The 26,501-nt window shown below is 57.7% G+C and carries 25 protein-coding genes and 1 tRNA gene; 12 read left to right on the forward strand and 14 right to left on the reverse strand.

The window, feature by feature from the left end; genetic code table 11:
* Positions 1-284: 284 nt before the first annotated feature.
* Entirely contained in the window at positions 285-1,268 is a 984-nt protein-coding gene (locus H522_RS0110015) for a helix-turn-helix transcriptional regulator (RefSeq protein ID WP_026962209.1), read from the reverse strand.
* Positions 1,269-1,408: 140 nt separating this feature from the next.
* Entirely contained in the window at positions 1,409-2,446 is a 1,038-nt protein-coding gene (gene gluQRS, locus H522_RS18755; protein WP_081412043.1) for a tRNA glutamyl-Q(34) synthetase GluQRS, read from the reverse strand.
* Positions 2,447-2,539: 93 nt separating this feature from the next.
* Here gluQRS and H522_RS22125 point away from each other — a divergent pair, with 93 nt between their 5' ends.
* The 8 genes from H522_RS22125 to nadA all read left to right on the forward strand — a co-directional run bounded on the left by H522_RS22125 (position 2,540) and on the right by nadA (position 10,667).
* Positions 2,540-2,644 carry a putative holin-like toxin gene (locus H522_RS22125; protein ID WP_245578078.1) on the forward strand — a complete coding sequence of 35 codons (105 nt, stop codon included), beginning with the start codon at positions 2,540-2,542 and terminating at the stop codon, positions 2,642-2,644.
* Positions 2,645-3,062: 418 nt separating this feature from the next.
* Complete coding sequence (locus H522_RS0110030) at positions 3,063-3,539, forward strand: hypothetical protein (protein ID WP_026962210.1); 477 nt, start codon at positions 3,063-3,065, stop codon at positions 3,537-3,539.
* A 75-nt stretch (positions 3,540-3,614) separates the two neighbouring features.
* Positions 3,615-4,601: a Gfo/Idh/MocA family protein gene (locus tag H522_RS0110035; RefSeq protein ID WP_026962211.1), complete on the forward strand. Its 987-nt coding sequence runs from the start codon at positions 3,615-3,617 to the stop codon at positions 4,599-4,601.
* Between the two features lie 314 nt (positions 4,602-4,915).
* Positions 4,916-5,899 (forward strand): DMT family transporter, encoded by a 984-nt coding sequence (locus H522_RS0110040; RefSeq protein ID WP_026962212.1) that lies wholly within the window; start codon positions 4,916-4,918, stop codon positions 5,897-5,899.
* Between the two features lie 532 nt (positions 5,900-6,431).
* Positions 6,432-7,652, forward strand: a complete 1,221-nt coding sequence (locus H522_RS0110045) for an FAD-dependent oxidoreductase (RefSeq protein WP_026962213.1) — start codon at positions 6,432-6,434, stop codon at positions 7,650-7,652.
* A 306-nt stretch (positions 7,653-7,958) separates the two neighbouring features.
* A complete protein-coding gene (locus tag H522_RS0110050) occupies positions 7,959-8,759 on the forward strand; it encodes an IclR family transcriptional regulator (RefSeq protein ID WP_026962214.1) in 801 nt (266 codons plus the stop codon).
* A 72-nt stretch (positions 8,760-8,831) separates the two neighbouring features.
* Positions 8,832-9,488 carry a macro domain-containing protein gene (locus tag H522_RS0110055; protein WP_026962215.1) on the forward strand — a complete coding sequence of 219 codons (657 nt, stop codon included), beginning with the start codon at positions 8,832-8,834 and terminating at the stop codon, positions 9,486-9,488.
* A 222-nt stretch (positions 9,489-9,710) separates the two neighbouring features.
* A complete protein-coding gene (gene nadA, locus H522_RS0110060) occupies positions 9,711-10,667 on the forward strand; it encodes a quinolinate synthase NadA (RefSeq protein WP_026962216.1) in 957 nt (318 codons plus the stop codon).
* Between the two features lie 218 nt (positions 10,668-10,885).
* Here nadA and H522_RS0110065 read toward each other — a convergent pair whose 3' ends face one another.
* Positions 10,886-11,287 (reverse strand): GNAT family N-acetyltransferase, encoded by a 402-nt coding sequence (locus H522_RS0110065; protein ID WP_026962217.1) that lies wholly within the window; start codon positions 11,285-11,287, stop codon positions 10,886-10,888.
* Positions 11,288-11,532: 245 nt separating this feature from the next.
* Positions 11,533-12,357, reverse strand: a complete 825-nt coding sequence (proC, locus tag H522_RS0110070) for a pyrroline-5-carboxylate reductase (RefSeq protein WP_026962218.1) — start codon at positions 12,355-12,357, stop codon at positions 11,533-11,535.
* A 570-nt stretch (positions 12,358-12,927) separates the two neighbouring features.
* On the opposite strand from proC, the gene H522_RS0110075 reads away from it, so the two are divergent.
* Positions 12,928-13,003, forward strand: a tRNA-Met gene (locus H522_RS0110075).
* A gap of 219 nt (positions 13,004-13,222) precedes the next feature.
* Here H522_RS0110075 and H522_RS0110080 read toward each other — a convergent pair.
* From H522_RS0110080 to H522_RS18765, 4 genes are all read right to left on the reverse strand, one after another.
* Positions 13,223-13,510, reverse strand: a complete 288-nt coding sequence (locus H522_RS0110080; protein WP_026962219.1) for a hypothetical protein — start codon at positions 13,508-13,510, stop codon at positions 13,223-13,225.
* A 278-nt stretch (positions 13,511-13,788) separates the two neighbouring features.
* Positions 13,789-14,088, reverse strand: a complete 300-nt coding sequence (locus H522_RS0110085; RefSeq protein WP_026962220.1) for a hypothetical protein — start codon at positions 14,086-14,088, stop codon at positions 13,789-13,791.
* Between the two features lie 778 nt (positions 14,089-14,866).
* The gene (locus H522_RS0110095) at positions 14,867-15,304 is read right to left on the reverse strand and encodes an MFS transporter (protein WP_026962221.1); all 438 of its coding nucleotides are present in this window, start codon (positions 15,302-15,304) and stop codon (positions 14,867-14,869) included.
* Between the two features lie 15 nt (positions 15,305-15,319).
* On the reverse strand, positions 15,320-16,894 hold the full coding sequence (locus H522_RS18765) for an acetolactate synthase large subunit (protein ID WP_051344148.1): 1,575 nt from the start codon (positions 16,892-16,894) through the stop codon (positions 15,320-15,322).
* A 150-nt stretch (positions 16,895-17,044) separates the two neighbouring features.
* Between H522_RS18765 and H522_RS0110105 the strand changes: the two genes are divergently transcribed.
* The 3 genes from H522_RS0110105 (at position 17,045) to H522_RS0110115 (ending at position 19,441) form a co-directional block, all read left to right on the forward strand.
* Positions 17,045-18,088: a LysR substrate-binding domain-containing protein gene (locus H522_RS0110105; protein WP_026962222.1), complete on the forward strand. Its 1,044-nt coding sequence runs from the start codon at positions 17,045-17,047 to the stop codon at positions 18,086-18,088.
* A 301-nt stretch (positions 18,089-18,389) separates the two neighbouring features.
* Positions 18,390-18,935 (forward strand): IS1096 element passenger TnpR family protein, encoded by a 546-nt coding sequence (locus tag H522_RS0110110; RefSeq protein ID WP_081412048.1) that lies wholly within the window; start codon positions 18,390-18,392, stop codon positions 18,933-18,935.
* Positions 18,932-19,441: a GNAT family N-acetyltransferase gene (locus tag H522_RS0110115; protein WP_026962224.1), complete on the forward strand. Its 510-nt coding sequence runs from the start codon at positions 18,932-18,934 to the stop codon at positions 19,439-19,441. Before H522_RS0110110 ends, H522_RS0110115 begins: the two co-directional genes overlap by 4 nt.
* Positions 19,442-19,477: 36 nt before the next feature.
* On the opposite strand, the gene H522_RS0110120 is transcribed toward H522_RS0110115, so the two are convergent.
* The 6 genes from H522_RS0110120 to H522_RS21510 all read right to left on the reverse strand — a co-directional run bounded on the left by H522_RS0110120 (position 19,478) and on the right by H522_RS21510 (position 26,474).
* Positions 19,478-20,044 carry a Uma2 family endonuclease gene (locus H522_RS0110120; RefSeq protein ID WP_026962225.1) on the reverse strand — a complete coding sequence of 189 codons (567 nt, stop codon included), beginning with the start codon at positions 20,042-20,044 and terminating at the stop codon, positions 19,478-19,480.
* A gap of 104 nt (positions 20,045-20,148) precedes the next feature.
* Entirely contained in the window at positions 20,149-20,799 is a 651-nt protein-coding gene (locus H522_RS0110125; protein WP_026962226.1) for an ABC transporter ATP-binding protein, read from the reverse strand.
* 4 nt (positions 20,800-20,803) lie between these two features.
* Positions 20,804-22,909: a bacteriocin-associated protein gene (locus H522_RS0110130; protein ID WP_155836333.1), complete on the reverse strand. Its 2,106-nt coding sequence runs from the start codon at positions 22,907-22,909 to the stop codon at positions 20,804-20,806.
* Positions 22,910-23,128: 219 nt separating this feature from the next.
* Complete coding sequence (locus tag H522_RS0110135) at positions 23,129-23,992, reverse strand: decaprenyl-phosphate phosphoribosyltransferase (protein ID WP_051344149.1); 864 nt, start codon at positions 23,990-23,992, stop codon at positions 23,129-23,131.
* Positions 23,982-25,892 (reverse strand): ArnT family glycosyltransferase, encoded by a 1,911-nt coding sequence (locus H522_RS20540; protein ID WP_026962229.1) that lies wholly within the window; start codon positions 25,890-25,892, stop codon positions 23,982-23,984. Before H522_RS20540 ends, H522_RS0110135 begins: the two co-directional genes overlap by 11 nt.
* Before the next feature lie 99 nt (positions 25,893-25,991).
* Entirely contained in the window at positions 25,992-26,474 is a 483-nt protein-coding gene (locus H522_RS21510; RefSeq protein WP_155836334.1) for a hypothetical protein, read from the reverse strand.
* Positions 26,475-26,501: the final 27 nt, after the last annotated feature.

A 26,501-nucleotide genomic window follows, 5' to 3' on the forward strand; every position in this document is an offset into this window, starting at 1 on the left:
TTCCAGTTTGTAGGGTACCTATGAGGATTGGAAACCTGTTGGTATCCACCGCCCCGCCGGTCGCGTTGGCGATGTTTGTAGGGTACCTATGAGGATTGGAAACCCACGAATGCCGTGGCGATCTGGGGCGCTGAGTCCGTAGGTTACCTATGAGATGGGAAACTGTCCATCGAGGCGTTTGAGACAAGCTCTTTAATCTACAGTACCATAGATTCCAGTGTACGCGGCGAGGAAGCCTGCCAAAACGGCGCCACCCTCCCGTGTGGAGGGGGCGTGTTTACGCGTTATGGAACGTCCTTTCGATAGCGAGTTTGCATCGCTTCGATTTCCGCTTGCATCTCGGCACGCAACGCGGCGGGCTCCAAGACCTCCACATTCGCGCCGTATTGGAGCAAGAAACGTTGAAACTCGCGGTTCCAGTGAGTGCGCACCCACACCTCGTAACTTCCATCCTCCCAGTCTTTGGTGGCCAGTACCCTTTCCCCATGTATCTCCTCCCGGGCGTAGCGGGCCGCCTCTGCATCAAATCGGAGATGAATGTCCCATTGCTCTCCAGATTGGTCAATTCCCCAGGCTGAGTCGAGAAACTTCCGCAGGGAAAAGTCTCGCCGACGGGTGAACGTCTGACGAAGGCATTCGGCGCTTTCGATTCGGATTACCTTGAAGGTGCGAAAGGCCTGACGCAGGTGGCAGTAGCCGACAATGTAGAGCGAGTTCTGATGAGGAATGAGTGCGTACGGATCGACCAGACGGGTCTCACTCGCGGATGCGTCGATCTTGCGGTACACCAGGCGGAGTGTCTGGTTACGTCGAATCGCCTGTAGAATCTCAAACATCACCGAATCCTGGCGAGAGGCCGCATCCACAACATCGATAGCTGTGGCAGAGGAGTGATGGACGCTGGGAAACGCCTGGTGGAGCAGTTTCTCCATCGCTCGTTGATATGCGCTCACAAGCGGGTGCACACGCCCGTTCACGAGGGAACCAGCGAGCAGGGAAGGCATGATTTCCAGAACCATCCGCTCGGTGTCGTTCAAAGGCATCGGCATGCGGCGTAGATCCTGAAGGATGAAATAGCCGCCGCCTGGCTCGGATTCAACGCGTATACCTATGTCTTCCAGGGTGCGGATGTCGCGGCGGATGGTCCGCACTGAGGTATGAAAATGCTCGGCCAGACGCACCGCCGTGTACTCCTTTGGGTGCTGCCAAATCAGGTGGACAAGGTCAAACAATCGCCCAGCCAAGCGGGTGCCCTTCGAATGGGACATGGCATTCACCTTGTATGGGAATATACCAAATCTATACAAGATGATAGATTCAAACCAACCTGGCGTCAAGCTGGAAGCTTATCATACTCGTATAGGCTGGGGGACTAGGCGTCTTTGTTTGGGCGATCCGCCCACAATGATTACCACAGCCACGCTCCCAGCTTCCAGGTGGCGCGGGTAGGGGTGACGACCTCGGGTAGTCGGCGCAAATCGAAATGCCCCACCAGGTCAGCGGGACGCACGTCTTCCACGGTATCCGTGATACCGGCCCAATAGGCTAACTGGCCGATAACGCGCTCCGACGTAACCCCGGCCTCGCGCAGGGCGGCTAGAGTGAGGGACTTATGGCGCTTGGATAAGCGCTGCCCGTGGCCGTCCGTCACAAGGGGGACGTGGGCAAACCAGGGTTTTGGCAGCCCAAGGGCTTCGTACAGCCAAACCTGGCGCGGCGTCGAATCGATGAGGTCGGCGCCGCGTAGGACGTGGGTGATACCCATGGCCGCGTCGTCCACCACCACCGCCAGCTGGTAGGCGGTGATGCCGTCCGCGCGCTGGATGATAAAGTCGCCGCCCCAGCCGGGTGGAAAGTGCTGCTGGCCGAGGACCAGGTCTGCGAACTCGACGGGTTCATCCGGGACGCGAAAGCGTAGGGACGGCCGTTTCCGGCGCGCCTTTTCCTCCCGCTCCTCCGGGGTCAAATCGCGGCAGGTGCCCGGATACACGGGACCCTCCGCAGCCAGACCATGCGGAGCCGAGGCCGCGCGGAGGAGGTCGGATCGACTGCAGTAACATGGGTAAACCCGGCCGTCACGGACCAGGGTCCTGATGGCGTCGTCATACTTCTCTTGGCGATCCCGCTGGCGATATGGCCCAAAGGGACCGCCGACGTCTGGGCCCTCGTCCCAGTCCAGGCCCAGCCAGCGGAGATCAGTCAGGAGGGCGGTGACGAACTCTTCGCGCGACCTCGGTCCATCCACGTCCTCGATGCGCAGGATAAACTGACCGCCCAGCTGGCGAATCTGCAGCCAGGCGAGCAGCGCCACCCACGCGTTTCCCAGGTGCATCCGTCCGGAGGGGGTGGGCGCAAAACGGCCCCGGGGCGGCTGGGGATGGGTGGGCTTGAGATGCTGGGTTTTATTCGAGGAGAAAAGACATAACTCTTGTAAAACTCGGCTCATCGGTCTGCCCTTGTCCGTTCTGATTTGTTAGACTGGTCTTAGGCACCAACCTTGGGGTCACTCCCTGCCTGCGCTGTGGGAGGGGGTGAGGCCGTGAGCACAGCCAGTGCGCTGTCGTTGATGATTCAGTTTGGGTCATTCATCGTGGCGCTCATTTCGCTTGTCCTGGCCGTGGTTCTTGCCCTGAAAGACAAGTAACCGCCCCCATGTGGTTGAACGCCGTGGGGCGGTTACTTGCACGCTACTTAGCGGGCGGGGACGCCTGAGGCGTAGTGCCCGAGGGTCGAAGGTTGCCGCCTTCGACTCTCTTTTCATATTTAGTGTAACATAGCCGGATTATACGTCAACCGACAAGGAGGCCAAAACCGTGTCCGTTTACGACTTCTCGGTGGAACGCATCGACGGGGCCACCCTGTCGCTGCGGATTTACGCCGCGTGAACTGGAACCGGACGTGGTGGCCGAGCTAGAGAAACCGCTCTCCTCATCTGACTCGGTGTGACTCCATGAGCCTTCCGCTTCCCAGCCCTGTCCTTGCCCGAAGGTCGCTAACACATCCACCCTCGCCGGGGCATACTCTGGTTATCCAGTTTGCTGTCGACAGGGGGCCCAAGGCGCATGGACCTTCACGTGGGCGACTTGGTCTTTACGCGCGGTGGTTTTTCTCGCCTGGATAAGCCGATGATGTGGTTGACGCGCAATCCGTACACGCACGTGGCGGGGGCGGTGGGGCCGAGGAAGTTGTTGGAGGCGCGTATGTTCCATACCACCGGGTACGTCGAGCTGACCGCGTTTCGGAACATGGTGGACGTGTTTCACTGCCCGCACCTGTCTGCACGTCAACGGCGCATCGTGGCCGAGTACGTGGAAGACGAGATTGGCACTCGCTACGACTACCTGATGCTGCTGTGGCAGGTGTTTCGGTTGCTCACCGGCTACGTACCCCCGTACTTAAAAAATCCGCGCCGCATCTGTTCTACCCTGTGGGCGGACGCCTATAGGGAGGCTGGGATGGATTTATGTCCGGGCGTTCCCTATCCGACCCCAGGCGAACTCGCCGCCTCCCCCTTATTGACGAAGATTGGGGAATACTAATACGCTTGTTCTATATCCGACATAGGGCAGACACTTTTGCTGTCAGTGTCTGTGGATGAAGAGGGGGGCGCCAGGGTGCGCACAATTCGTTGGGGAATTCTTGGCACCGCCAAGATTGCCGAAGGAGCCTTGATTCCGGCGTTGCATCGAGCAGAAGGGGCCGAGCTGGTGGCGGTCGCCAGCCGTCGCCCGGAGAAGGCGATGGCGTACGCCGAGCGCAATCAGATTGAGAAGGCGTACGGATCGTACGAAGAATTGTTGCAGGATGCGAGGATTGACGCGGTCTACATTCCGCTGCCCAACCACCTGCACGCGCAGTGGGCCATCCGTGCGATGGAGGCGGGCAAGCACGTTTTGTGTGAAAAGCCGGCCGCCCTCAACCAGGCGCAGGCGAAAGAGATGGTGCAGGCCGCGGAGGAATGCGGCGTGGTCTTCATGGAAGCCTTTATGTATCAGTTCCACCCGCAGTGGGCACGGGTGCGGGAACTGGTGGAGCAGGGGGCGATTGGCCGACTGCAGGTCATCAGCGCGAGTTTCTCGTTTGCCTTGCGTAATCCGCAGGATATCCGCTGGTATGCGGAGGGCGGCGGGGCACTGTACGACGTGGGCTGCTATTGTGTCCACGCGATTCGAACCTTTGCGGGCGATGTGCTGCCGTCATCGGTGCAGGCGGTGGCGGATTTGGACGAGCGTAGGGTGGACAGGACAGTGGCTGCGGCGCTGGCTTTCCCAGGCGGGTTGACGGCGCACCTTGACGCCTCGTTTACTGCGGCAGACAGGCAGCGCGTCGAGTTGGCGGGGGACGAGGGCAGCTTAGTTGTCACCTGGCCGTTTCGCCCGGACAAGGGCAATCCGTCCATCGTCTGGCGCAACCGGTCGGACGAGCGCGTGGAGCGGTTCCCGGTGGACGATATGTATCGGCTGGAGGTGGAGCACTTTGGCGCTTGCGTGCGGGGTGAGGAGACGCTGCGCCAAACTCCGGATCAAACCCTGCGCAACATGGCGATTCTCGACGCGATTTATCAGGCCGTGGGCCGGGATACCCGAGTAAAGGACGCTTGATGGGACACACGGCAGCCCGCGTCGCCTCATCAGCGGCGTGTTCCGACCGCCTCACCGGACCGCGGTTGCTTCCGCGCTGGCGGGATGCGGAAACGGACGGGCTGGGCGAGGCATAGGCTAAGGTGCAGCAACCATGGTGAGGACTGGGTGTGACGCGTCTACAGCGGACCATCCGTCGGGCTTGTGCGCCGCTCATGTCGGCCGATGCTCGGCTCATCGTCCGCTTATACTCGATAGACAATCCGTGTACAAGACGCGTGCGACGGCAAAGGAGGGACAGGACGGGAGGTAGGCTGCGCCTTGCCGAAACAGCGATGAAATCGATTCTCCTTGGGATTTGCGCATCGTTCTTTTTCGCCTTGACGTTTGTCTTCAACCGGGTGATGGCGGATGCGGGCGGGAGCTGGGTATGGAGCGCCTCGCTGCGCTACTTTTTTATGATCCCGCCCCTTGTGGCGGTGGTGGCGCTGCGGCGGGGGCTGCGGCCGTTATGGCGCGAGACGGTCCTGCATCCGTGGTTGTGGCTGTGGTGGAGTTTTGTCGGCTTTGGGCTGTTCTACGCGCCCTTGTGCTTTGCCGCCGCCTACAGCCCGGCTTGGCTGACCGCCGGAGCGTGGCAGTTCACCATTGTGGCCGGATCGCTCGTGGTACCGTTGTTCAAAGAGGTGGTCGAGACCCCGTTTGGTCCCGCACTGCGGCGTATGTGCATCCCGTTTCGCCACATGGGCATGTCCTTGGTCATCCTTTTCGGTATCGGGCTGATGGAGTGGTCACAGGCGACACGGGTCTCGGCTCGGGATTTATGGCTAGGCGCGCTGCCGATTATAATCGCAGCTTTTGCCTATCCGCTCGGCAACCGCAAGATGATGGAGGTGTGCGGCGGACGGCTGGACGCGTATCAGCGGACGCTGGGGATGACGGTGGCCAGTCTACCGTTGTGGCTGGTCCTGTCCGCTTGGCAATGGAGCCACGCGGGTGGGCCCAGCGTCGGTCAATGTCTGCAGTCGCTGGTGGTCGCCCTGTCATCCGGGGTCGTGGCCACGGTGCTGTTCTTTTCGGCCACCGATTTGGCCGAGGGAAACCCGCGGCAGTTGGCCACTGTGGAGGCGACGCAATCGGGTGAGGTGGTCTTTGCCCTGATTGGCGAACTGCTGCTCATTCCCGGCACACATGTGTCGGCCCAGGGGCTTTTGGGGCTTGGCTTGGTCGTCGTGGGCATGGTGCTGCACAGTTGGTTCTCGGTGCGGCGGAAAGGCGCCAGACTAGCGGCGCAGGAGTCGGTGCAAGTGACGCAATAGAAGGAGTTGTCAGGGGGTCACCAACTTTTGTAAAACGCTGGGATGGCCCCTGCCCTTGAAGACAAGTAAACCCCCAATTGGGTTTCGCGCCAGCGGGGCGGTCACTTGTCCGTCTACAACGCGGATGGAGACGCCTGAGGTGTGGTGCTCGGGAGTCGAAGGTTGCCGCCTTCGGCTCTCTTTTTATGTTTCGTGTAGCATAGCCAAATCATACGTCAACCGCGTGACCGCTGGGCTAGTTTACGCCCTGAAATCAAATACTTCCAGATTATTCCCCCTATCCGAAAGCTTGATAAATTGTTCTGTCTAGCCATATAATGATGAATATCATATATTGATATAGAGATATCATTCTGTGATATGGAGGTGGTGCAAAAATCATCCGTGGAAACGGATCGTCCCGTCGTGGCTGCTCGGTACAGCCCGGGATCTCCGTGCGATCCGTAATGAATACGCTTGCAAATCGCTGTTGCTGGATTGAGGGCGTGTATGCCTCTTGGACGAAATCATTTTTTTAAAGGGGAACGGCATCATGAGTGAGACGCAAACGAATGGATTTTTGGTCATTGGCGGTGGGATTGGTGGCCTGAGCACGGCCTTAGCTTTGGCTCGTTCTGGCCATGAGGTATGGGTGTTCGAACGCGCCGAAGAGTTTCGAGAGATTGGGGCGGGTCTACAGCTCGGTCCAAATGCGGTGCGGGTGTTGGACTGGTTGGGGGTATACGATGCCTTGTGTGAGGTAGCCTTCTTCCCGCATCGGTTGGTGGCTTTGGACGCCATCGCGGAACGCGAACTCGGCGCGTTAGACTTGGGCGAATCGTTCCGAGCGCATTTTGGGTATCCCTACCTCGTGATTCATCGCTCCGACTTGTTGGATGTCCTGCTCCATGCCTGCCGGGAGTCGGGGCGCGTCCACCTGTTGGCTAATCATCTAGTGAGCACTGTGGAGAACGTCACTGACGGGGTTCGACTGGCGTGCCAGAATGGCAGTGAATTTACAGGCAAGGCCGTGATTGCAGCAGATGGATTGTGGTCAAAGACCCGGGCGCTCATTCAAGAGGACAGTCCGGTATGCAAGGGGTACGTGGCATACCGTGGCACACTCCCTACCTCGCAGGCCACTGAACACCCATGGCTGGATGACGTTGTGATGTGGATGGGTCCTGGTTTGCATTTCGTCCAATACCCGATTCGCCGTGGAGAACTGTACAACCAGGTGGCTGTTTTCGAGAGCCAGAAATTCCTGGCTGGGGAAGCAGAATGGGGCACGCCGGACGAGCTGTTTGACCACTTCCAGATGTGCTCGACTCGGGTTCAAGACTCGTTGCGCTACATTCATGTGGACAGGCATTGGATTATGTACGATCGCGATCCGATTTCCAATTGGACGGATGGTCGAATCACGCTGTTGGGGGACGCAGCCCATCCGATGTATCAGTACATGGCGCAAGGGGCTTGCCAAGCGATTGAGGACGCCGCGTGTCTTGCCCTTTCCCTGAAAGCGGTTGATATGGATATTGAGAAAGCGTTTGCGATCTATCAACAAGAGCGGATCCCGAGGACGGCACGGATTCAAACCAGCGTTCGCACCTGGGGAGACATTATTCACACGCACGACGCGACGGCTGCCTTACTTCGAAATACCATCATGAGCAACCGCTCTCCAGATGACTTTCAGTTTGTCGACTGGATTTACGGATACAACGCCTTGACTTCAGTGGCACCCGTGCCGCCGGCAAGGGTTGTCGGATAGCAGAAGCATCACTTCTCTCTGGAGATTAACGATGGTATGCCCCATAGTACAGGCGAAAACGACGGACTAGGAATCGAGAAACGAAATTGAGCTACGTGACTGTTCAATGGCGTTCGAGGCTGAACTCGAACGCCATTACCTTGAGGAGGGTATCTGGATAGTTGAGGGCCTATCTCGACCATGTCTTGGCGGGACTATACTTGCGATTTTCGACCAAATTGTTACGATTGGGTACAAAACCCCTATACGGCTTATCTCGCATGCCAGGCGGGATCGTCCGCAGGGTTATCAATATTGGAGAAGAACATGCGCGAATTACAGATTCAGTTGAATCGTTCGGTTGATCGGGCTATCGAAATTCTGGACGCGTTTACTCTGCAGCGCCCGGCGTTGACCTTGGATGAGGTGACGGCAGCCACTGGCTTACCGAAAGCTACCGTCTATCGCATACTCTATACGATGGAGCGCCGCGGCCTGGTGTTTTATGATTCCACCTCTGCTCGCTATCGTCTGGGTTTTAAGCTTTTGGAATACGGCGGTATCCTAACATCTACCCTAGATGTGCTGCAAGAATGCGAGGAACTGCTGGACGGTTTGCAGCGGGACACGCGCCAGTCGGTCATCATGTCGATGCGTCAGCAATGCGGTATGGTCTACATTTATCGGCGAGAGGTCACGGAAGGGCTGAAGTTCTCGTCCTTCGTCGGACAGCGCCGTCCTTTACTATATGGCGTCCTCGGCTGGGTCATGGCCGCCTACCTATCCGAGGAGGAGCTAAGAAACTGTATAGACGAATTCAATCAACAATGTACATCTTCCGTGGCGGGCGCGGAGACGGCAGAGGCCATGCACGCCCGGTTGGCGCAGATTCGGGCGGAAGGGGTCTACATCGAGTTCGATGAAACGATTGCGGGTGTGGCGGGCGTGGGCGCGCCTGTGTTTGACGCTCTGGGTCGGGTCAACTATGGTATAGCCGTGTTGGGACCGTCGGTTCAAATGTCCGAGACCACGGCGGACGTCCAGCGGCGGGTTCAGGAGACCGCGAAGGCCATTTCGCGCCGCCTTGGATACACGGGCTCTTACCCGCAGGCGGATCGTTCTAATTGAGCTTCGGACTTGATGGATATCGAAATGACTGTGCCGTAGGTTGCCGCACCAAAGGTGAAGGAGGTCTTTTTCATGCATTCCTGTGTCTATCGTGGTTGTACTATCCACCTCGTGCAGGGCGATATCACACAGCAGACGGTCGACGCCATCGTCAACGCGGCCAACCAGACGCTGCTCGGCGGCGGGGGTGTGGACGGAGCGATTCACCGGGCAGCCGGACATGAACTGCTGGCCGCATGCCGGCGGGTGCGGGACGAGGTCCTGCACGGGGCCCTGGCCGAAACCGCCCAGCCCGTGTTGACCCGGGGCTACCGTCTTCCGGCGAAGTATGTTATCCACGTAACCGGCCCGGTGTATAGCGCCGAGACGCATCCCGCCGAAAAACTGACGCTCACCTACTGGAATACCCTACGCCTGACCGCGCGCGCCTATCAGCCGCCGATTGGATCCATTGCGTTCCCTTCCATCAGCACAGGCGCCTTCGGTTTTCCCATTCAGGAGGCGGCTCCGGTGGCATTGAAGGCTCTGTTTTCCTTCCTGGATGGGGTGGACTTATCCCACGCGGCGCCGTCTCCTTTGGTCGATCCGCTCGTGCCCTCCATCTCTCTGGGCGCGCTGTCAGCGCGGACGCGCCTGCGCGAAATCCGCATGGTTTTATTCTCGGATGCAGATTTGCGCGTATACGCGGATGCCCTGCAGGATCTCGTCGAGCAAACGGATGGAACCTAGTGAGAACAATATGAACCGGATCGGACGACTCTTTGCTCTCCGCGTAGCAGCATCGGCATCCACCCCGGATTGAGCCGAATCTTTCCAGCCGCTGACGGATCCAGAGGCGTTTACTTTTCGTTGCCCATAATGTAAAGTCAACTGTATATACAGGTAGAGTGACAAGATCCCAACGGCGGGGCCGAGGCGGGATCGGCAAAAACGGGCAACGAGGTGATTGCCATGCTGGCTTCCGTAGAGGCCGGGTTGGTTGAAGAGATACAGACGCTCAAGCGGGACAAAAACGCGCTGATTCTGGCGCACAACTACCAGCGGCCTGAGGTCCAAGATGTCGCCGATGTCCTGGGGGATTCGCTGGCGTTGGCGCGGGCGGCGGTGAACACAGACGCGGACGTGATAGTGTTCTGTGGCGTCCACTTTATGGCCGAGACGGCGGCCGTCCTCAACCCGGATAAGACCGTTCTGCTGCCAGACTTAGAGGCGGGCTGCTCTCTGGCTGACAGCATCACGGCAGAGGAGCTGCGGGCCTGGAAGGCGGAGTACCCGGATGCCGTGGTCGTGGCTTACGTCAATACAACGGCGGAGGTCAAGGCGCTGTCGGATTACTGCTGCACGTCGTCCAATGCGGTGCAGGTGGTGGAGTCCATCCCGCGCGACAAAGAGATTCTGTTTTTGCCTGACATGTTCCTTGGCTCGTATGTGCAGAAGGTGACCGGTCGCGAGAATATGCACATCTGGATGGGTGAGTGCCACGTACACGCGGGCATTCGGCCGACGCAGGTCAGGACGGTGCTGCAGGAGCACCCGAAGGCCGAGTTGTTGGTGCACCCAGAGTGCGGCTGTTCCACATCCAATATGTACCTGGCCGCCGAGGGGACCCTGCCGAAGGACCGGACGCACATTCTGTCGACCGGGGGTATGCTGAAGTACAGTGTCAAATCGGATGCCGAGGAATTCATTGTGGCGACCGAGACGGGTATTTTGCACCAGATGCAAAAGCAGAACCCAGGCAAACGGTTTCTCGCCGCGAACCCGGACGCGGTGTGCCCATTCATGAAGATGATTACGCTGGAGAAGGTCCGGGATGCCCTGCGCGAGACCCGCCATGTGATTTCGGTGCCAGAGGACGTGGCCCGTCAGGCACGCACCGCGATTGAGCGCATGATTGCCATTGGCTGAGGAAAATAATTCGCATCGGCCGATGACTTCTAGAACACCTGCCGCCCCAATTCCCCGTGGAAAGGGGGCGGTTTTTTCTTTTGCGGCGACAGTAGAACCCCCAGTACCTTTCGTTGCAAAGGCTATGTCCGCGTTCTAGGCCACGTTTAACAATCTGTTCTGGCCATGACCAAGAGATTCTGATCTCCGGTCGCTCTAGGCCCGATAATGCCCTATCCTCACCGCTGCCTTGGCAGCACCCAGGCGTTTTCCGCCTTGTGAAACCCGATGTGTGGGTAGTAGGTCATTGCGCGTTCGGAAGACAGGAGAACGAGAGACACCTCTTCACCCAACTCACGCTGCACCGTCTGCAGCAAGCCCTTGCCGATGCCTTGTTTCTGGTAGTCCGCGTCCACGGCCAAGTCGGTGATAAAGCAATAAAAGCGAAAGTCGGTCAGCGCGCGGGCAATGCCCACGAGACGCCCGTTGTCCCGGGCGGATACAAGCAAGTCCGCGTGGTTGAGCATAAACTGAATCCGTTCCGTATCCTCGCACGGTCGCCGCAGTCCCGAAGTGCGATAGACGCAAACCGCTTCCTCAGCCGTAACCGGGGCGTTGACCTGATACTCGATGTGGGTCATGCCCGCTCACCTCCATTGCCTTGTGGTAGTCCGGAAAGGGGTCAGAACTCCCCGGCGCATTGCTTCGTCAGCGCCCAAAATGCTCCGGGGCTATCGCCCGGCCTAAACGGTCGCCACTGGCGACCAGGCCCCCTCACGTACCGAAAAACGTACGCTCGGATCGCATTTTGGGCTAGCCTCCTCGCACTGCTTGGGTCTTACCTGACCCCTTTCCGGACACATATTTAGAGTTGTCCGGAAAGGGGTCAGACCGTTAGCGATTCGCTGAACTGCCGGGATCGCTCCGCAGCCGCTTGGAGAGCCTTGCCCAGTACCTGGTGCACCTCGCCGGTTCGCATCACTTCCAAGCCGGCGAACGTCGTGCCCCCGGGCGACGTGACGCGGCGCCGCAGCTCGCCCGGACTGAGGCCCCACTCGGCGAGCGTACGCGCGGTACCGACCAGGGTCTGTAGCATCAGACGGCGGGCCAACTCGGCCTCAAACCCCATGTCCACGGCTGCTTCTTCCATAGCCTCGAGCAGGTAGCAAAGAAAGCCAGGTCCGCTGCCCGACACGGCCGTGGCCGCGTCCATAAGAGACTCGGGGATCTCGGCCACGTCGCCCAGCTGCTGCAACAGCAGGAGCACCGCTTGTTTATCCGCGTCCTGAATGCCCTCGCCAAAGGTCACGGTGGTCATGCCGGCCAACACGGAGACCGGAATGTTGGGCATGGTGCGGATGGGCCAGGCTTTCCCCTGGCTGTATTGGCGCAGGCGTTCAATCGGGATGCCGGCGGCAAACGAAAGCAGCAGTTGTCCGTGCAGGTGCGGAACCACCCCCTGCAGCGCTCGTTCTACGTCCACCGGTTTGGTCGCCACGATGATAAGCCTCGCCGTTGCCGCCTCGCTGGGTGAGGTGGCAATCCGCACCCCGTATTCCTGAGCAAGGTAAGCCAATCGTTCCTGCCGACTGCGGTTGGTGACCACAATCTGATGCGGCGCCACCGTGTGCGTCTCCGTCACGCCACGGATAAACGCCTCGGCCATCGATCCAGCCCCAATCATGAATATCTCTCCGCTCCACCTCTTCATGGCTCTCCCTCCGTTTCTCTGTATCCCGGCTCGGACGGCATCAAAAAAGCCCTCGCCGCCTGCCGGTTTGGCAGGGGCGAGAGCTGTTCTCCCGCGGTACCACCCTGATTCGCGCCACCCTATCCTCCATGTCCTTCAAACAGAAAGCCACAAACGCGGCTGCTTCCTGGACACGACCCGGATTTTGGCGGGCGCCTCATTGTCGCAGATATCGGTGCGATCCGGACACCTTCAGTCGGTGTCAGCTCGGAAGGTGGGTTCGTTCCGGTCCGTGACAGGACGGCTCACAGCCGCTGACCGTCCCTCTCTGCCGTCCGGTTGCCGAAACTACTGGCCTTCGTCGTTGCCGTAGCGATTCGATTGTGGATGATTATACACGCAGTTTTGACACATGGCAAGACGGTTTTGAGAGCACACTCGAAGGGGCCTTCGAGGCCTGGGAAAGGTCGTTCAACAAAGGGGGTTCAAGACTTTCTCGGGCGCATTCAAACGGGACGGGAAAAGCACATGCAAAATTTCATCGGCATGATTTGACTTTGGACGGATTTCATGGTAATCTACACACGTCGACGCGGGGTGGAGCAGTTGGCAGCTCGTCGGGCTCATAACCCGAAGGTCGCAGGTTCAAGTCCTGCCCCCGCAACCATAACAATTGCAAATCGGCCGTTTTGAGTTACGGCGTTCAAGGTCAAAATGGCGTTCGAGTTTAAGATGGAGCGGTCCAGGCGCGTAGGCGAGCTGGGCCGCTCATGTTTTTCTAGGCGACGTGGGTGTTTTGGGAAGCGTTTGCATTCTGGACCGCTTTTGCGTTACGGTTGTTTCGCTACAGGGATTTGGCCTTCAGGCCATGACCGGTGAGACGGGGTCAGAGGGGCCGTTGCAGGATGGCTGGTCTTCCGTCTCGTTCCACATGGCAAATCACCAGCTGCATCTCTCCATTCAGCATAATCGGGCGGCCGGCCAGCACGTCGCCGCGGGGCATGATGGATAGGGTCCAGCCCTTCGGGAGCCTTGCCTCCAGTTCTTCTAACTGCGGATCGTCCAATTCCGTGCCCGTCACGGGGGATATGTATCCTTCCGCATAGGAGTACCAGATTTGCCGAAGCGTCTCCAGGGTCTCCGAAACCTCAAGCACATGGGAAACCGGCAGCATTGGGATACCTCCAGGTGGATGTTTTCGCGGTGCCATGCAATCCAGCGATGCAATCCATAGAATGAAAACGCCAAGTCATGCTCGGAGAAGCATATCCTCAGTCTTGACCGCTTTTCAGTGATTCAATCAATTTGCCAATCGATATGTGGAAGAAAGTGCGAGATTGGGAGATTGGGAGGGGACGCGAAGCGCTTGCGGGCGAAGAAAAATCCGCGGCCTGTGTCTCTACCGCGGATTTTTACAGCGGGTTCTCGTCTGGGTCTTTTGCATCGACCAAATCACCATTCCTTCTTTTTGTCATTCGGATACAGCCGCCGCACAAGGTGCCAGCCGCCAATCGCCACGGAGGCGGTCAACAGTCCGTTGAGCAGCAGCACCACCCACCCCACGGTGGTTGAGGGCAAAGGCGACGTGATGGCTAGGAACAACGCTTCACCAACGACAAGTGCCAAAAACTTCGTCGGTATCCGGCGAACACCGGGCAAGTCCTTTAAGAGTTGGACGATAAGGAGAACGGCTGCGCTGGCGCCGCCGATGGTGTGAATCGAGTCTACGGAGAACAGCGACACATCGTACATACGCACCACCTTCTCGATTTGGTATCCCTCTTTCGTATCCCCTGAGCGGGGTAGAAAAGAGGGGCAAAAAACGCCCTGGTCAAAGACGCGGGCGTTTCTGCGCAGGCACCGACGAACGGTTGCGTCGATTTTTTTGAATTTGTAATTATTATAGATTGGGAATTTCGGATGTACAGCCATGCTGGAGTATGATTCATAGGGAATACCCCGGGTTTTCCCAACCGTTCTCGGTCCGCAGAAGGTGTGGCCAGGCAAGTGAAAAACGCCCCAGGGCAATCGCCCTATGAATCATAAGTGTGTCGATTTATCGACTCTGATGCCCATTGCACGGGTGTGGCTGCGCTAGAACTCCGCTTGCTTCTTCCTCGCAGAGGAGGGACACCAGGGTGCGGCCGTTCCGGGTGGAAATGCAAAAACGCGCACCCGCTTGGGAGGTATAGACTCCCATTACGGGTTCCCCACTGGTTAGGGCCAAATCGTTTTCCATCTTTGCCACCTCGTCCAAATCACCCCAGTCGCCCCGAATGAATCGCGAAAACGCCCATACCAGGTCATCCGTTGTAATCTTATCATGTGTCAGGACGGCCCGTGTCCAACGTATCCGTCCAGTCGGGAACAGCAACCTTACCCCTCCAACCCCTAGCAGTTCTACGCTTATCAGATAGGGATTCGCCGCGGGTTTTGGTTTCCCTGCCCGCAACCGCTCTGATTTGTATGGAATCGTCGGGGATTTTGTCCAAAGGATCCGTCCCACCGTGAGGAGTGGTAGACACTGCCGTTAAGCGGATGGGGTGATGTTATCGCCCGCAGCCAGCGCAGATTGATGGCGCGGTTGCAGCGCGATGACCGCCAGCGCCAGGCCGGTGATGAGTCCTATCATACTGACGACTTGCATCACCAAGCGAACGCCGACGGCGTGGACCGCAAAGCCCGCGGCGAGGGTGAGGCCGACGTTGAGCGCCTGCTGCGAGCTGGTAAGCAAGTTTTGCACGCGTCCGGCGAGTTCGCGGGGCAGCGCGGCCTGCTGGAAGGTTGCAAAGCCCGATCCGCAGATGGAAAAGCACACGCCGAGCAAAATGAGATTGATGGTGGCCATAAGGAAGGACGTCGAACACGCGTAGCTGAGATACGCGGCATTTGAAGGCCGAAGCGCCTGCGTCCGGGGCGGGTTCGCTCGATGTCCGGCGTTTCCGTCTGCATCTCCATCTGCGATCACCTACCCGATGGGGATTTACCGCAATTGTACCTCAAGCAGGGTCAATCCGCCTTCCCGCAGCCAGCCGTCCAGCGCCCGCGTAAAGGATGCCGCGTCCGCTGCGCGTCGGTATGAAACGCCAAAGCTTTCAGCGTAGAGACGAAAGTCCGGGTTGTCAAAGGCCACGGCAGTGACCGCGAGGCCCGCGTCCTGCTGCTTGCGTTCAATCAGGCTGTAGCGCTTATCGTTGAACACAATCGCCAGGAAATCCGTGCCCAGGCGTTTGGCCGTCTCCAACTCCTGCGAGTTCATCAGGAAGCCGCCGTCCCCGGACAGGATGACGACGGGGGCGTCCGGGCAGGCGAGCCGGGCGGCCACTCCACCAGGAAGCGCCCCTCCCATCGCCGCCAAGCCGTTGAAGATGAGCGTCCGCCCGGCCTGCTTCGGCTGGTACCAGCGCGCCGTCCATACTTTGTGCAAACCCACGTCCGAGATGACGACGGCGTTCTCGGGCAGGCGTTCCGTCAGGGTCCACATCACATGATGCGCCAAGGCTTCGTTGGGGCTGGGCGGGTTGGACAACGCGTCCAGTCGGCGGGCACGAATAGCCAGGTGGGTATGTGGATCCGGACGGTGCCCGACCATATCGGCGAGGGCACGCAGGGTATAGCGCAGGTCGCCCACCAAATCCAGCTCGACGGGGAAGTGGGCGTCCGTCTCCGCCGGCACGTTGTGGATGTGCAGCACGCGTCGGCGCCCGTCCGCGTTCCAGGTGGCGGGATCATACTCAACCAGGTCAAACCCGATGGCGATGACCAGGTCCGCCTCGTGGAGTGGGCGCAGCCCGGTCGGATACGGCTTGCCGCCGACGGTGAACAGGTTGAGCGGGTGGGCAAACGGCAGAATCCCTTTGGCCATGAACGTGTTGACGAGGGGGACGTTGGCCTCCTCCACCAGCTGCTGCACCTCGGCGGCGGCATGGTTGCGGATGACCCCGTTGCCGGCGAGGATGATGGGCCGCTCGGCGTTCATGATGAGCCGCGCCGCCTCGCGCAGACTGTAGCCGTCCGGGTACGGATCGGCAAAGCGGCCGATGGGCAAGGGCCTCCCCTCCACCTCGGCCCGGGCCACGTCTTCGGGCAGTTGCAGGTGAACGGCGCCAGGGTTATCCGAGGCGGCGAGGGAGAACGCCTTACGCACCACCTCGGGGATAATGCGGGGGGAGAGAATCTGCTGGTCGTACTTGGTGATACCTTTAAACAGTTGAATGGTGTCGACGTTTTGGTGCGACTCCTTATGCAAGCGCGTCCGCTCCGCTTGGCCGGTGATGGCGACCAGCGGAGAGCGGTCGAGGTGCGCGTTGGCGACGCCGGTGATGAGGTTGGTCGCGCCAGGCCCGAGCGTGGCCAGGCAGACGCCGGGGCGGCCGGTCAGGCGCCCGTACACATCAGCCATGAAGGCGGCCGCCTGTTCGTGGCGGGTCAGGATGAAACGGATGGAAGAACGGGTGAGCGAGTCCATCAAATCGATGTTTTCTTCGCCCGGGATGCCGAAGATGTATTCCACACCTTCCGCCTCCAGGCAACGGACAAGGAGATCGCTGGCTTTCACGGGTTGAACCTCCTGTAGTCGGGGTTTGCTGCCATAATCGTCTGCATTTATTGTACGCTGTTGCGACCGTTCGATAAAATATATCTATTCGATAGTATCGTTCTTGATTTGAGATGAAAGAACACTCGCCTCGGGACGGGAGGGAGTTTGTTGGACGTTCAACAGTTGCGCTACTTCGTCACGGCGGCCCGCCTCGGCCATGTCACGCAGGCAGCGAGGCGCCTGCACGTGGCCCAGTCGGCGGTGAGTCGGCAGATTCACCTGCTGGAGGAGGAAGTGGGGTCACCCTTGTTTGTGCGCGAAGGCAAGGGGGTGCGGCTGTCTCCGTTTGGACAGCGTTTCCTGCCGCAGGCGGAGCGCATCTTGCGTCAGGTGGAGGCGGCGTACGAGGAGGCCCGCCGTTTTCACGATCCGCACGCGGGCGTCATCCGGCTTGGTTTTCCGCACAGTGTCGGGGTGCATGTGGTCCCGCAGCTGTTGGCGGCGTATCGCCGGGTGGCGCCGGCGGTAACGTTTGACTTGGTGCAGGACAGGGTGCGGCGGCTGGTGGATGCGCTGCTTGAGGGGGCGCTTGATTTGGCCATTGTCGCGCCGTGGAAGCCGCTGTCCGGCGTGCCGGTGGAGGGGCGCCGGCTGTTCGAGGAGGAGCTGGTGGCGGTGCTGCCGCGGGACGCGCCGCTGACGCGGGGGACGGAGGAGGACGGGACGGCGCTGGATGGAATGATGCAGCCAGGGGTGGCGGAGGATGTGGGGCCTTTTCGGGACGCTGCTCGGGCTGAGGCCGAAGATGCAGCGCCGCCTAGGGCCGCGGGCACTGCACCGGGGCGGGGCCTGCACCTGGCTGTGTTGGCGGAGCAGCCGTTCATCCTGTTTAAGCAAGGCTATACCCTGCGCGAGTTGGTCTGGCAGGCCTGTGTGGAGGCGGGGTTTGTCCCGCGCGTGGCGTTTGAGGCGGAGGAAACGGATACCATCCGCGCCTTTGTCCGCGCGGGTCTAGGGGTCAGTGTGCTGCCGCCTCTGGGCGCGGGGGTCGATGCGGGTGTCGTTGAGCGGCCGATAGTGAGTCCGCCCATCCGCCGCACGGTCGGCATCGTTTGGTGGAAACAGACAGAATTATCCGCTGCGGCGCGGGCGTTCGCGGAGTTTACGGTAGCGTGGATGGGGGAGCAGGATGGGCGAGCGGATCGAGCGTAGTGGGGTAAGAATGGCTGAGTCATGGCGATATAGGTAGTAACATCCCTACGTCTGTTGCGTGCCCGTCCGCCATGCGAATAAATCCGTGCCAGTTCATACACGGCACACTCTTTCTGCTATAGGTTCCGCGGCTCGCGCCGATTCCAGGTTCCACGGTCTGCGTAGAAAAGGGAACATCGATTTTGAACGGTTTCACGATCCTGGATGTGCAGGAATCTATTGGGCCGATAACGAACTCCTCCTAGGCATTGCATGTCAACCGTATTCGACAAATTTCCCGACGGACGGTGAGTGAGCGAGTATGACGAAACGGAACAGTACCAGCGTGTCTGCGAGGTCTGTCAGCAGGGTACCGAGTCAACGCGCGAATGTGTGGCAACTGAAAGTGACGCAGAGCGATTGGCAGGCTCGGGTACGGGGATACCCCTACCGCGTAATCGAAATGTTGGGCTCTCAGAGTCTCGCAGAACTGGCTGCCGCGATTCTCGACAGCTTTGAATTTGAGCACGATCACGCTTACGGCTTCTACGACAACTTGAAAAGTTGGACGAGATCTACGCAAAAGTACGAGTTGTTCGCGGATGACGAGGAAAGCATGCTAGATCCGTTGTTCGACCAGGACGCCCTCAGTGTCCACGACACCAAAATATCCAGTGTCTTTCGCGAACCGAAGCAAAAGATGCTCTTTCTCTTCGATTATGGGGACGAGCACCGTTTCATCGTCCAGTTCCTTGGGACCGTTCCGGACGATGGTGAGTCCGTTTATCCCATCGTCGTGAAGTCGGTTGGCGATCCGTTGCCGCAATATCCAGATTGGGAGGATGAGGAGGATGAATGGAAGCCATGATTCGGCAGGCGCAGGCGGAGGATTTGCAGGACATATTGGACATTTACAATGACGCGATTGTCAACACCACGGCGGTCTATGATTACGCCCCGCGTACGCTGGAGAAACAGCGGGAATGGTACGAGCAAAAGGTTCAGGCGGGGTGGCCGGTGCTGGTGTTTGACGACGGCGGCATCGCGGGCTTTGCCACGTATGGCCCGTTTCGGGCTAGGCCGGCTTACAAGTACACAGTGGAACATTCGGTCTATGTACATAAAGACTGGCGTCACCGCGGGATTGCCAAGGCCTTGCTGGAGGTGTTGATACGAGTCGCCGATGAAGCGGGGTACAAAACCCTCATCGCGGGAATTGACTCCGAGAACTTGGCCAGCATTCGCTTGCATGAATCGCTTGGCTTCACACTGTGTGGCACCCTGCGCAATGTGGGCTTCAAGTTTGGGCGTTGGTTAGACCTGCAGTTTTATCAGCTGAATTTGCAGGGCCCGGAGAATCCGACAGAAGGCTGATGACACATAGGCGAGGGCAGTGAACCAGTGAAGGACTTACTCCAGACCGGCGAACACCGTGCTGACGTCCACAGACAGGTCCGGAAACCGGGTTGGGCTCACGGATTCGCCCGGCTTGTATTCTGCGGTCCAGCGTAGCGTTTGTCCATCATGCAGGTAGACGTTGATGATTTTTTCATCCGGCTCGACAATCCAGTACTCGGGCACGCGCATGCGCTGATATAGGTTCAACTTGCGGATTAAGTCTTGGGCCGCCGTGGACGGGGACAGAACTTCAATCACCCACACCGGTACACCCACAATTCGCTTATCACGTCCGTATTCGCCACACATGACGAATAAGTCGGGCTGGACAACGTGTCGGGTTTGCAGGCTCGGTTCAAAGCAAAGGTCCATCGGGGCGATGTATGCTTGGCAATTCGTATCGCGTAGATGGCTTCCGATTTCTAGAAACAGCTGCCCGAGAACGAGTTGGTGCTCGGGGGTCGGACTGGCCATCAGGTATGGCACCCCATCGACCAATTCCCATCGATCCGGTCCGTTCCACGTTAAATAATCGGCATACGTGTAGCGAATTGTACGGTCCCGTTCGGGTTTCGCCATAGTATTCACCCTTTCGCCGATGGGTCTTCTGAATATCAGTATACCTCTCCGAGGCGCGGACAGAAGGAAAACGCACGCTGGAAAACGAACGGCTTTTCGAGGCCTTACACGTTTGTTCCCAACTGCACCGTACGCGTACAGGCCGCAACCACGGCCGGATCGTGCGTGGCGATGACGATGGTTTTGCCGGCGCGGTTCAGGCTCTTGAGGATTTCCAAAGTGGCGTCCCGGTTGTCGGCGTCCAGTGAGCCTGTGGGTTCATCGGCGAGAATGAGGTCGCAGGGTTTCAGCAGAATTCGTGCCAGCGCCACTCTCTGCTGCTCCCCGCCGGAAAGTTCATAGACCTTGCTGTGGAGCGGAATCTGCAGCCCGACCTGCGCAAGCGCAGACTCTTTGAGCCTCTGTTTCTCTTTCCTGGGTTTCCTGGCGTACAAGAGCGGAATTTCGAGATTCGCGTCCACGCTCGCCTCATCTATCAAAGCGTAGTTCTGAAACAGGTAGCCGATGCGGGTCCGTAACAGGCGACTGGCATGACGGGAACCCACTGGTGGGCTTTGTTCACCAAACAACTTCACTAGACCCTTATCCGGTTTCTCCAGTAATCCCATGAGATTTAATACCGTGGTCTTTCCGGCTCCGCTCTTGCCCGTGATGGCCGTCATTTCCCCTTCTGCGATGGTCAGACTGTAATCATCCAGTACGGCACGGCTGCCGTAGTATTTGTGAACACGAACGAGTTCGCAAACAGGTTTCATGTTATCAAGTCCCTTCTTTCAAGCCCTGGGCGATGTTTTGCCGCTCCATGCGAATTAACATCCCTAGCGAAGCAATCAGCTCGATGCCGATGAGTATAGCCAGGACAACCACGATTGGAACGATTGCAGCGACACTCACTCGGTTCACCCCGGACGATCCGTTTGAAATCGCTCCCCAGGCCAACATCAAGCTGACGAGGGACTGTCCTAACCAGGAGCAGGAAAACAACAGGAGATACTCCTTGTACGTGCGGACGAACCCGGTTCCGAACAAGCGGCGCACGAGGAACTGTCGACCGTATTTCGTAAAGAAAATCACCAAGTTTTGCGCAACAAGAAAGAACGAACTGACCAGCAGGCCAAGGACAACGAGGAGTAGTACGTTCATCTCAACCTGGAGTCGGTAAATGCTCAACTGGATGGCCTGGTTGATGTCTACGAGACTCCGCAGTCGGTCATCCAGGCGTAGCTGGTGCAGTTTGGGCTCCAGGCTTTTTAAGGTCAGAGTCGGATTCCCTTGGATAAGCGGGACCTTGAGCGGGGAGGATTCGGTCCCATCGACGTAACCTAACCCATCCGTCGAGACGGTGTTTTTCAGTGTAGCCACTTGAATGATGGGATCGACGATCTCGTTGTGCTCCTGCGGGAAGACTTCCGGATCGAAACTGAAGATTTTCTGGTTGTTAGCCAACCAGACGATGCGAATCGCCTGATGCTTAACACGATAGGGAACAGGGAACGGCTTCTCGGCCTGATGGCTCGCCTGTCTCTCGCTTCGGAAATAGGCGAGAATGTTGTCCTGTTGGCTCCGGTATTTTTCCGGAACGAGCAAAATCCAATCGCTTGTCTGATCAGATATTCGCACGGGCTTACGATGCACGTCGTAGATTAGGAAACGGCGCAGGTAGTTGGGGTTAACCGTGATGGAACGGATAAAGCCGGGCGGCTCGGGCAAGCGCAGGACAGATTCCTCATACTCCTCCGCATTGATAAAGAGAGCTCCGCGTTGATTCAGGTAGGGATACAGCCATTGCGTCTCGACGTATTGGGCGCTGTCGTCTCCTTGGGCGGTGCCAAGGAAGTCATGTCCGACCGACATCGGATAGAATATACCGTAGCCACTCGCTTTTGGATTCGCTTGCCAACTGGAGAGCAGCGCCTGTTGGGAGCGGCGTAGCGCGTATTGATTCCAGGTGGAGAAGATTAAGAGAACCAAGGCGATGGACCAGCCCGCCTTCACTAAAGTATTCAAAACCAACACGCTGGTCGTGTGCTTGCGTTTTTTAATCGCATCGCTGATGCGGATTCTCGCGATGTACAGATAGGCAATGAGCGACGTTGCTGCAATCAGGGCATACATTTCGCATTGCGTGAGGATAATCTGGGCCAGAAATTGCACGGTGGTACCTGGAACTGCGAGGCCCGCCAACAAGCAGGCTGCCGATAAAATCAAGAAACAAAGTAAGACAAACCGTCCAACCAGAAGAAACCATATCCGGGCGTTCGATATTCCATGCATCTTCATGATGCCGATCCGTTTCGCGGCGTGAAAGCCGTAGTATATCAGCAGAATAACTGTGATAAACATGACCAGGAATCGAATCTCTTGGACATAATGCAACAAGCCGTAACCAGGTGTGCCGAATCCGCTCGGTCTGCTTACCGGTGCTTCTCCTGCAATGAAATCCCGCGCGGTGTACGGATGCGTTAGACGGCCATGAAAACGATGGTTCACCTCGGCCGCGAGTTGGTTGACAAACCTCTCATATTCACTCTGGGTTGCGGCTTCGACTGAAAACTGCCCAGCTAGCGGCAGGTAGGCTTCTGCCTCCCACAGCGGACGAATCTCGATGAGTACCGAGCCGCTGAACGTTTTTAAGGTTCCCACTTGATGCGCGTTGCCGGTGTGGGCAGAGGAGATAAACGCCTCGCCTTGCTCAGTTTCCGTTGAGGTTAGAAAACGGCCGCTTTCCAGGGTATAACTGGCGTAAAGGTTAGAGGGACCGGTAAGCAAGACATATTGGGTGACTTCCGGCTGATTCTGCCTAGTATAGCCGATACTGATGCGAAACAGGTTGACGCGAGACCGCTTGGCCGCTCGAACCAACAAGGGATAAACTTCTCGCCAACTGTTGGGGGAAGAGAAGAGAGGTGCGTCTGGAATCCAGAGTGGCCGGCTGATGCCAAGGTCTGCATTCTCCGCCTTTTCTATGGCGGACTGCTGAACTTGGGAGTACGTGAGTGCAAATGAAAATGCTGACGCGAGTAGAAAAAATAAGGCAAGGAGTTTTTTCAAAATGCTTTCGTCTCCCTTATTGGGCGAATGAAATCAATAAGGTCGCAGGTGTATGGCTGTGCATTCAAGGGCAATCACGACGGCCGCAAACACAACTCCGACAACTTGAAGCTGTCTGTCGTGAAGCAAGACCCACTCTGGCTTTCCTCCCTTGTCTCCAGCAAGCGTCAACTGCATGTAGCGAAATACCCCGTACGCGACCAACGGCACGGTGACAGTGAGCGCATGTCCATGACCAGAAGACAGGGTGAACATGGAATACGTCAGAATCACCATGGTCGCCGTCACACCGCTCATCTGGTTGAGAAACTCCAGTGAATATTGGGGAATCACGCGGCGTGCCATGATCCCGTACTTCTGCCACAGTACAAGCTCATACCGGCGCTTTCCGATGGCGAGAAACAGAGACAGCATCATGGCACAAATCAGAAACCACGAAGTCAATGGAACACCTATCGCAACGCCACCCCCGACTGCACGCAGAACAAATCCCGACGCAATGGCGAATATGTCCAACAGCGCTACATGTTTGAGACGCCAAGAATAGAGGACATTGACCAAAAAGTACGCTCCCAGCACCGCAAACAACCAGGGAGAGACCTTCCATCCGGTCGCGAAAGACAGTACAAGAAGGAAGCCCCCTACAAAAGCGGCAAAGTCCGGTCTTATCCGACCTGACGCAATAGGCCGACCCGCCTTGTCCGGGTTCAGCCGATCCACCGGAAGATCGAGAATGTCATTCAGGACATACACGCAGCCGGAGACCAGGCAGAAAAGCATAAAGCATACAATTTCAAGGCCGACCATGCGAACGCTGACGTGCGGGACGGTGAACAGAAGGGCTGCCCAGACAAACAGGTTTTTCATCCACTGAGCTGGTCGAAGCTCAATCGCCATGTCCCAAATCAGCTTCCGCCATGAACTCCACCCGGTAGACGCGGTAGCCGCTTCGGGCGTAAACTTTTCTGAATAGGCTCGGGCGTTGTTGAATCCATCGTTCATAGTGATTGTCACATCCCGTCATGAGATACTGGATACGCCTGTGGACCAAAATCGAAAGGAAGGTGTCGTAGTCCTTGGTTTCAATCGAGATCAGGGAGTTGCGCGCGCCCTCTCCAAAGAGGGCATAAGGAAAAGGCACGTCCTCTGTATAGCCAATCACCGCGGGCCTTTGCAGATGGTCTACCCAAGCGTATTCGGGGAACACGAGGCCGACGGTCCGCTCGTCCTCCGGGGTGCGCACCGCGCTGACGATGGTCCGGGATACCAAACTTGACTCGTGGGTTCCGCCTGCGTGTGAAAAGAGATAGACAACCCCGCCCACGTAAAGGCCGGCTACCGACAGCAATAGCAGGAAGTGAATCCCTCGACGAACGGTCTTCCAGGAGATGGCGCCGACGACCAGCATGCACGCCCAGGCCCCCCATGCCGCCATGAACAACGTGTACCTTGCCCACCAATTGGCTGGCTGCAAGAGAAAGATGAGACCTAGTGGAACCATCACAGTCCACAGCCGGAACCTGTTTCGCACCCTCCAGAGGAACGGTAGAATGACGAGACATGGAAACTCGGCAAAAGTCCATTGTGGCCCAAAGCCTCCAACGTACATGTCATACGAATAAAAATTGGGAATCGTTGTCCAGGAGATCCACACCTTGTCCAGCCAGCTTTTGTGTTGCAGGTCCTCTGGTGTATTCGGATTGATAATCATCTCCTGCATGGAACCCTGGCCAGGGAACACCACATGGTGTCGAAACGCCACTGTGAACGGATAGATAGGATTCCCGTAAGTTGCCCAAGTATGAACATACCAATAGCTTCCGAAGAGAACACACATGCCGGTGAACACGGCGATGTGTTTTGCCAACTGCGCACCATGCAAGCGGCCTTGACGAAGCCCTCGCAGGGCGAAGACCAACATCACCAACGCGCATGTCCCCACATAGAGCATGGCGGACGACTTTGTTCCCAATGTCAATCCCGCGCTCAAGCCGCAGAGACAGGTCCAACGCAGGTCGAAGGTATCGAGAAGGCGAAGGTAGAAGTAGAAGAACAGCAGAAATACGGAAGTGAAGGCCAGATCGGTATACGCCGTGGTCGATTGCAAGAAAACAGTGGGCCCCGCCAAAAACAGGACGCCACAGGCAATGGACGCAGGCCGCTCTATACCCATTTCCCGTGCACAGCCCATAGTCGCCAGAACACCCGCAACGGCAAACAGCCACGGGCCGAGGTGCACCCAGTGGTCAGTATCATCCACCAGGTAGAACCAAGTGTAGAGGAGTTCGGCATTCTTTGGGTACACGTTTGCCCACAGCGAAATGGGTGTGTCCTGCAGCCTCCCTGTATGGATCCAGTTAGCCACGGCGAGCAAGTGATAGCTTAATTCGTCCGATCCGTACGGAGGCAACAGCCAACCGACAAAACCGGACAGCGCGAGCAGGCCCAGCAAAAGCGCGCAGGACAGCCAACCGAGCCAGCCGAGGCTCATGATGCCGCTCTTCCAGGATGAAGGCTCAAGGCGCTGGGGAGGGTGGCCCGCACCGTGTCGTCGCCCATGATAGAGAAGGGGCAGTGACGACAGGACGCAAACCGCCAGCTCGATTGCCGAAACGGTTAACGTGTTCAAGGAACTAATCGCACCTGCGAGAAAGACGGACAGGTCTGCCTCCGCGACGAACAACAGCACCCACGTCAAGCCATTATCGCGCCGTGTGCTGAAACCAAAAAACTGGGCCTGCAACCGTGTGCCTATCAAAAGGCACGTCAGGCCCACCATCCAAGTGAGAACAGTCATTGTCGGCAGCTCCCAGCGACTAATGAGATTTCTCGGAAGTTTACTCTACATGTTTCCACCTGTTCGTGCAATAAAAAGCCTTCACGTGGGGGCCACCAATTATGTGTAATGGATATACCCATTTCCGTATACTGTCGCTGTACCTATGTTTTTGAGCTGAAGATGATACGTACCCTTAAGCATATCAGTGAAATAAATAAAAGTTGCGGAACTTGTATAGTTTCCAGATACTGTGTGCCAGCCAGTTGTTTTGCCTGATGAAGATACTAGTCTATATTCTACTTTCGCAGTTCCAGAATTCTGCCACTGTACGACATTCACTGTGATAGTCTCTGTTTTACTTGTGGTTACAGAGAACGGCGTATCATAGTAATTGTCCGGCTCCGTGCCGCCGAAATTAAAATTCGGAGAAACGCTATCATTGGGTAGGATTGATATTTTAGGATCGGCCGTTGACGTATCATGTACGGGTTGGGCCGAGCTCGAGAGTGTTGCCGCCGATGCAGTTGCCGGTAACGACATCACTACGCTCCCAGACATGGCCATAGCAACTCCAAAGATGATTGTTTTCTTCGCTTTCATCTTCATCACCCTATCTAACTTATTCCT

Source organism: Alicyclobacillus herbarius DSM 13609, from assembly GCF_000430585.1.
GTDB lineage: Bacteria > Bacillota > Bacilli > Alicyclobacillales > Alicyclobacillaceae > Alicyclobacillus_G > Alicyclobacillus_G herbarius.

Excerpts from the sequence above, each read along its gene's own strand:
- H522_RS0110015 (WP_026962209.1), bottom strand. The coding sequence starts at position 1,268 with ATGTCCCATTCGAAGGGCACCCGCTTGGCTGGGCGATTGTTTGACCTT.
- gluQRS (WP_081412043.1), bottom strand. The coding sequence starts at position 2,446 with ATGAGCCGAGTTTTACAAGAGTTATGTCTTTTCTCCTCGAATAAAACC.
- H522_RS0110030 (WP_026962210.1), top strand. The coding sequence starts at position 3,063 with ATGGACCTTCACGTGGGCGACTTGGTCTTTACGCGCGGTGGTTTTTCT.
- H522_RS0110040 (WP_026962212.1), top strand. The coding sequence starts at position 4,916 with ATGAAATCGATTCTCCTTGGGATTTGCGCATCGTTCTTTTTCGCCTTG.
- H522_RS0110045 (WP_026962213.1), top strand. The coding sequence starts at position 6,432 with ATGAGTGAGACGCAAACGAATGGATTTTTGGTCATTGGCGGTGGGATT.
- H522_RS0110050 (WP_026962214.1), top strand. The coding sequence starts at position 7,959 with ATGCGCGAATTACAGATTCAGTTGAATCGTTCGGTTGATCGGGCTATC.
- H522_RS0110055 (WP_026962215.1), top strand. The coding sequence starts at position 8,832 with ATGCATTCCTGTGTCTATCGTGGTTGTACTATCCACCTCGTGCAGGGC.
- nadA (WP_026962216.1), top strand. The coding sequence starts at position 9,711 with ATGCTGGCTTCCGTAGAGGCCGGGTTGGTTGAAGAGATACAGACGCTC.
- H522_RS0110065 (WP_026962217.1), bottom strand. The coding sequence starts at position 11,287 with ATGACCCACATCGAGTATCAGGTCAACGCCCCGGTTACGGCTGAGGAA.
- proC (WP_026962218.1), bottom strand. The coding sequence starts at position 12,357 with ATGAAGAGGTGGAGCGGAGAGATATTCATGATTGGGGCTGGATCGATG.
- H522_RS0110080 (WP_026962219.1), bottom strand. The coding sequence starts at position 13,510 with ATGCTGCCGGTTTCCCATGTGCTTGAGGTTTCGGAGACCCTGGAGACG.
- H522_RS0110085 (WP_026962220.1), bottom strand. The coding sequence starts at position 14,088 with ATGTACGATGTGTCGCTGTTCTCCGTAGACTCGATTCACACCATCGGC.
- H522_RS0110110 (WP_081412048.1), top strand. The coding sequence starts at position 18,390 with ATGACGAAACGGAACAGTACCAGCGTGTCTGCGAGGTCTGTCAGCAGG.
- H522_RS0110115 (WP_026962224.1), top strand. The coding sequence starts at position 18,932 with ATGATTCGGCAGGCGCAGGCGGAGGATTTGCAGGACATATTGGACATT.
- H522_RS0110120 (WP_026962225.1), bottom strand. The coding sequence starts at position 20,044 with ATGGCGAAACCCGAACGGGACCGTACAATTCGCTACACGTATGCCGAT.
- H522_RS0110125 (WP_026962226.1), bottom strand. The coding sequence starts at position 20,799 with ATGAAACCTGTTTGCGAACTCGTTCGTGTTCACAAATACTACGGCAGC.
- H522_RS0110135 (WP_051344149.1), bottom strand. The coding sequence starts at position 23,992 with ATGGCGATTGAGCTTCGACCAGCTCAGTGGATGAAAAACCTGTTTGTC.
- H522_RS20540 (WP_026962229.1), bottom strand. The coding sequence starts at position 25,892 with ATGACTGTTCTCACTTGGATGGTGGGCCTGACGTGCCTTTTGATAGGC.
- H522_RS21510 (WP_155836334.1), bottom strand. The coding sequence starts at position 26,474 with ATGAAAGCGAAGAAAACAATCATCTTTGGAGTTGCTATGGCCATGTCT.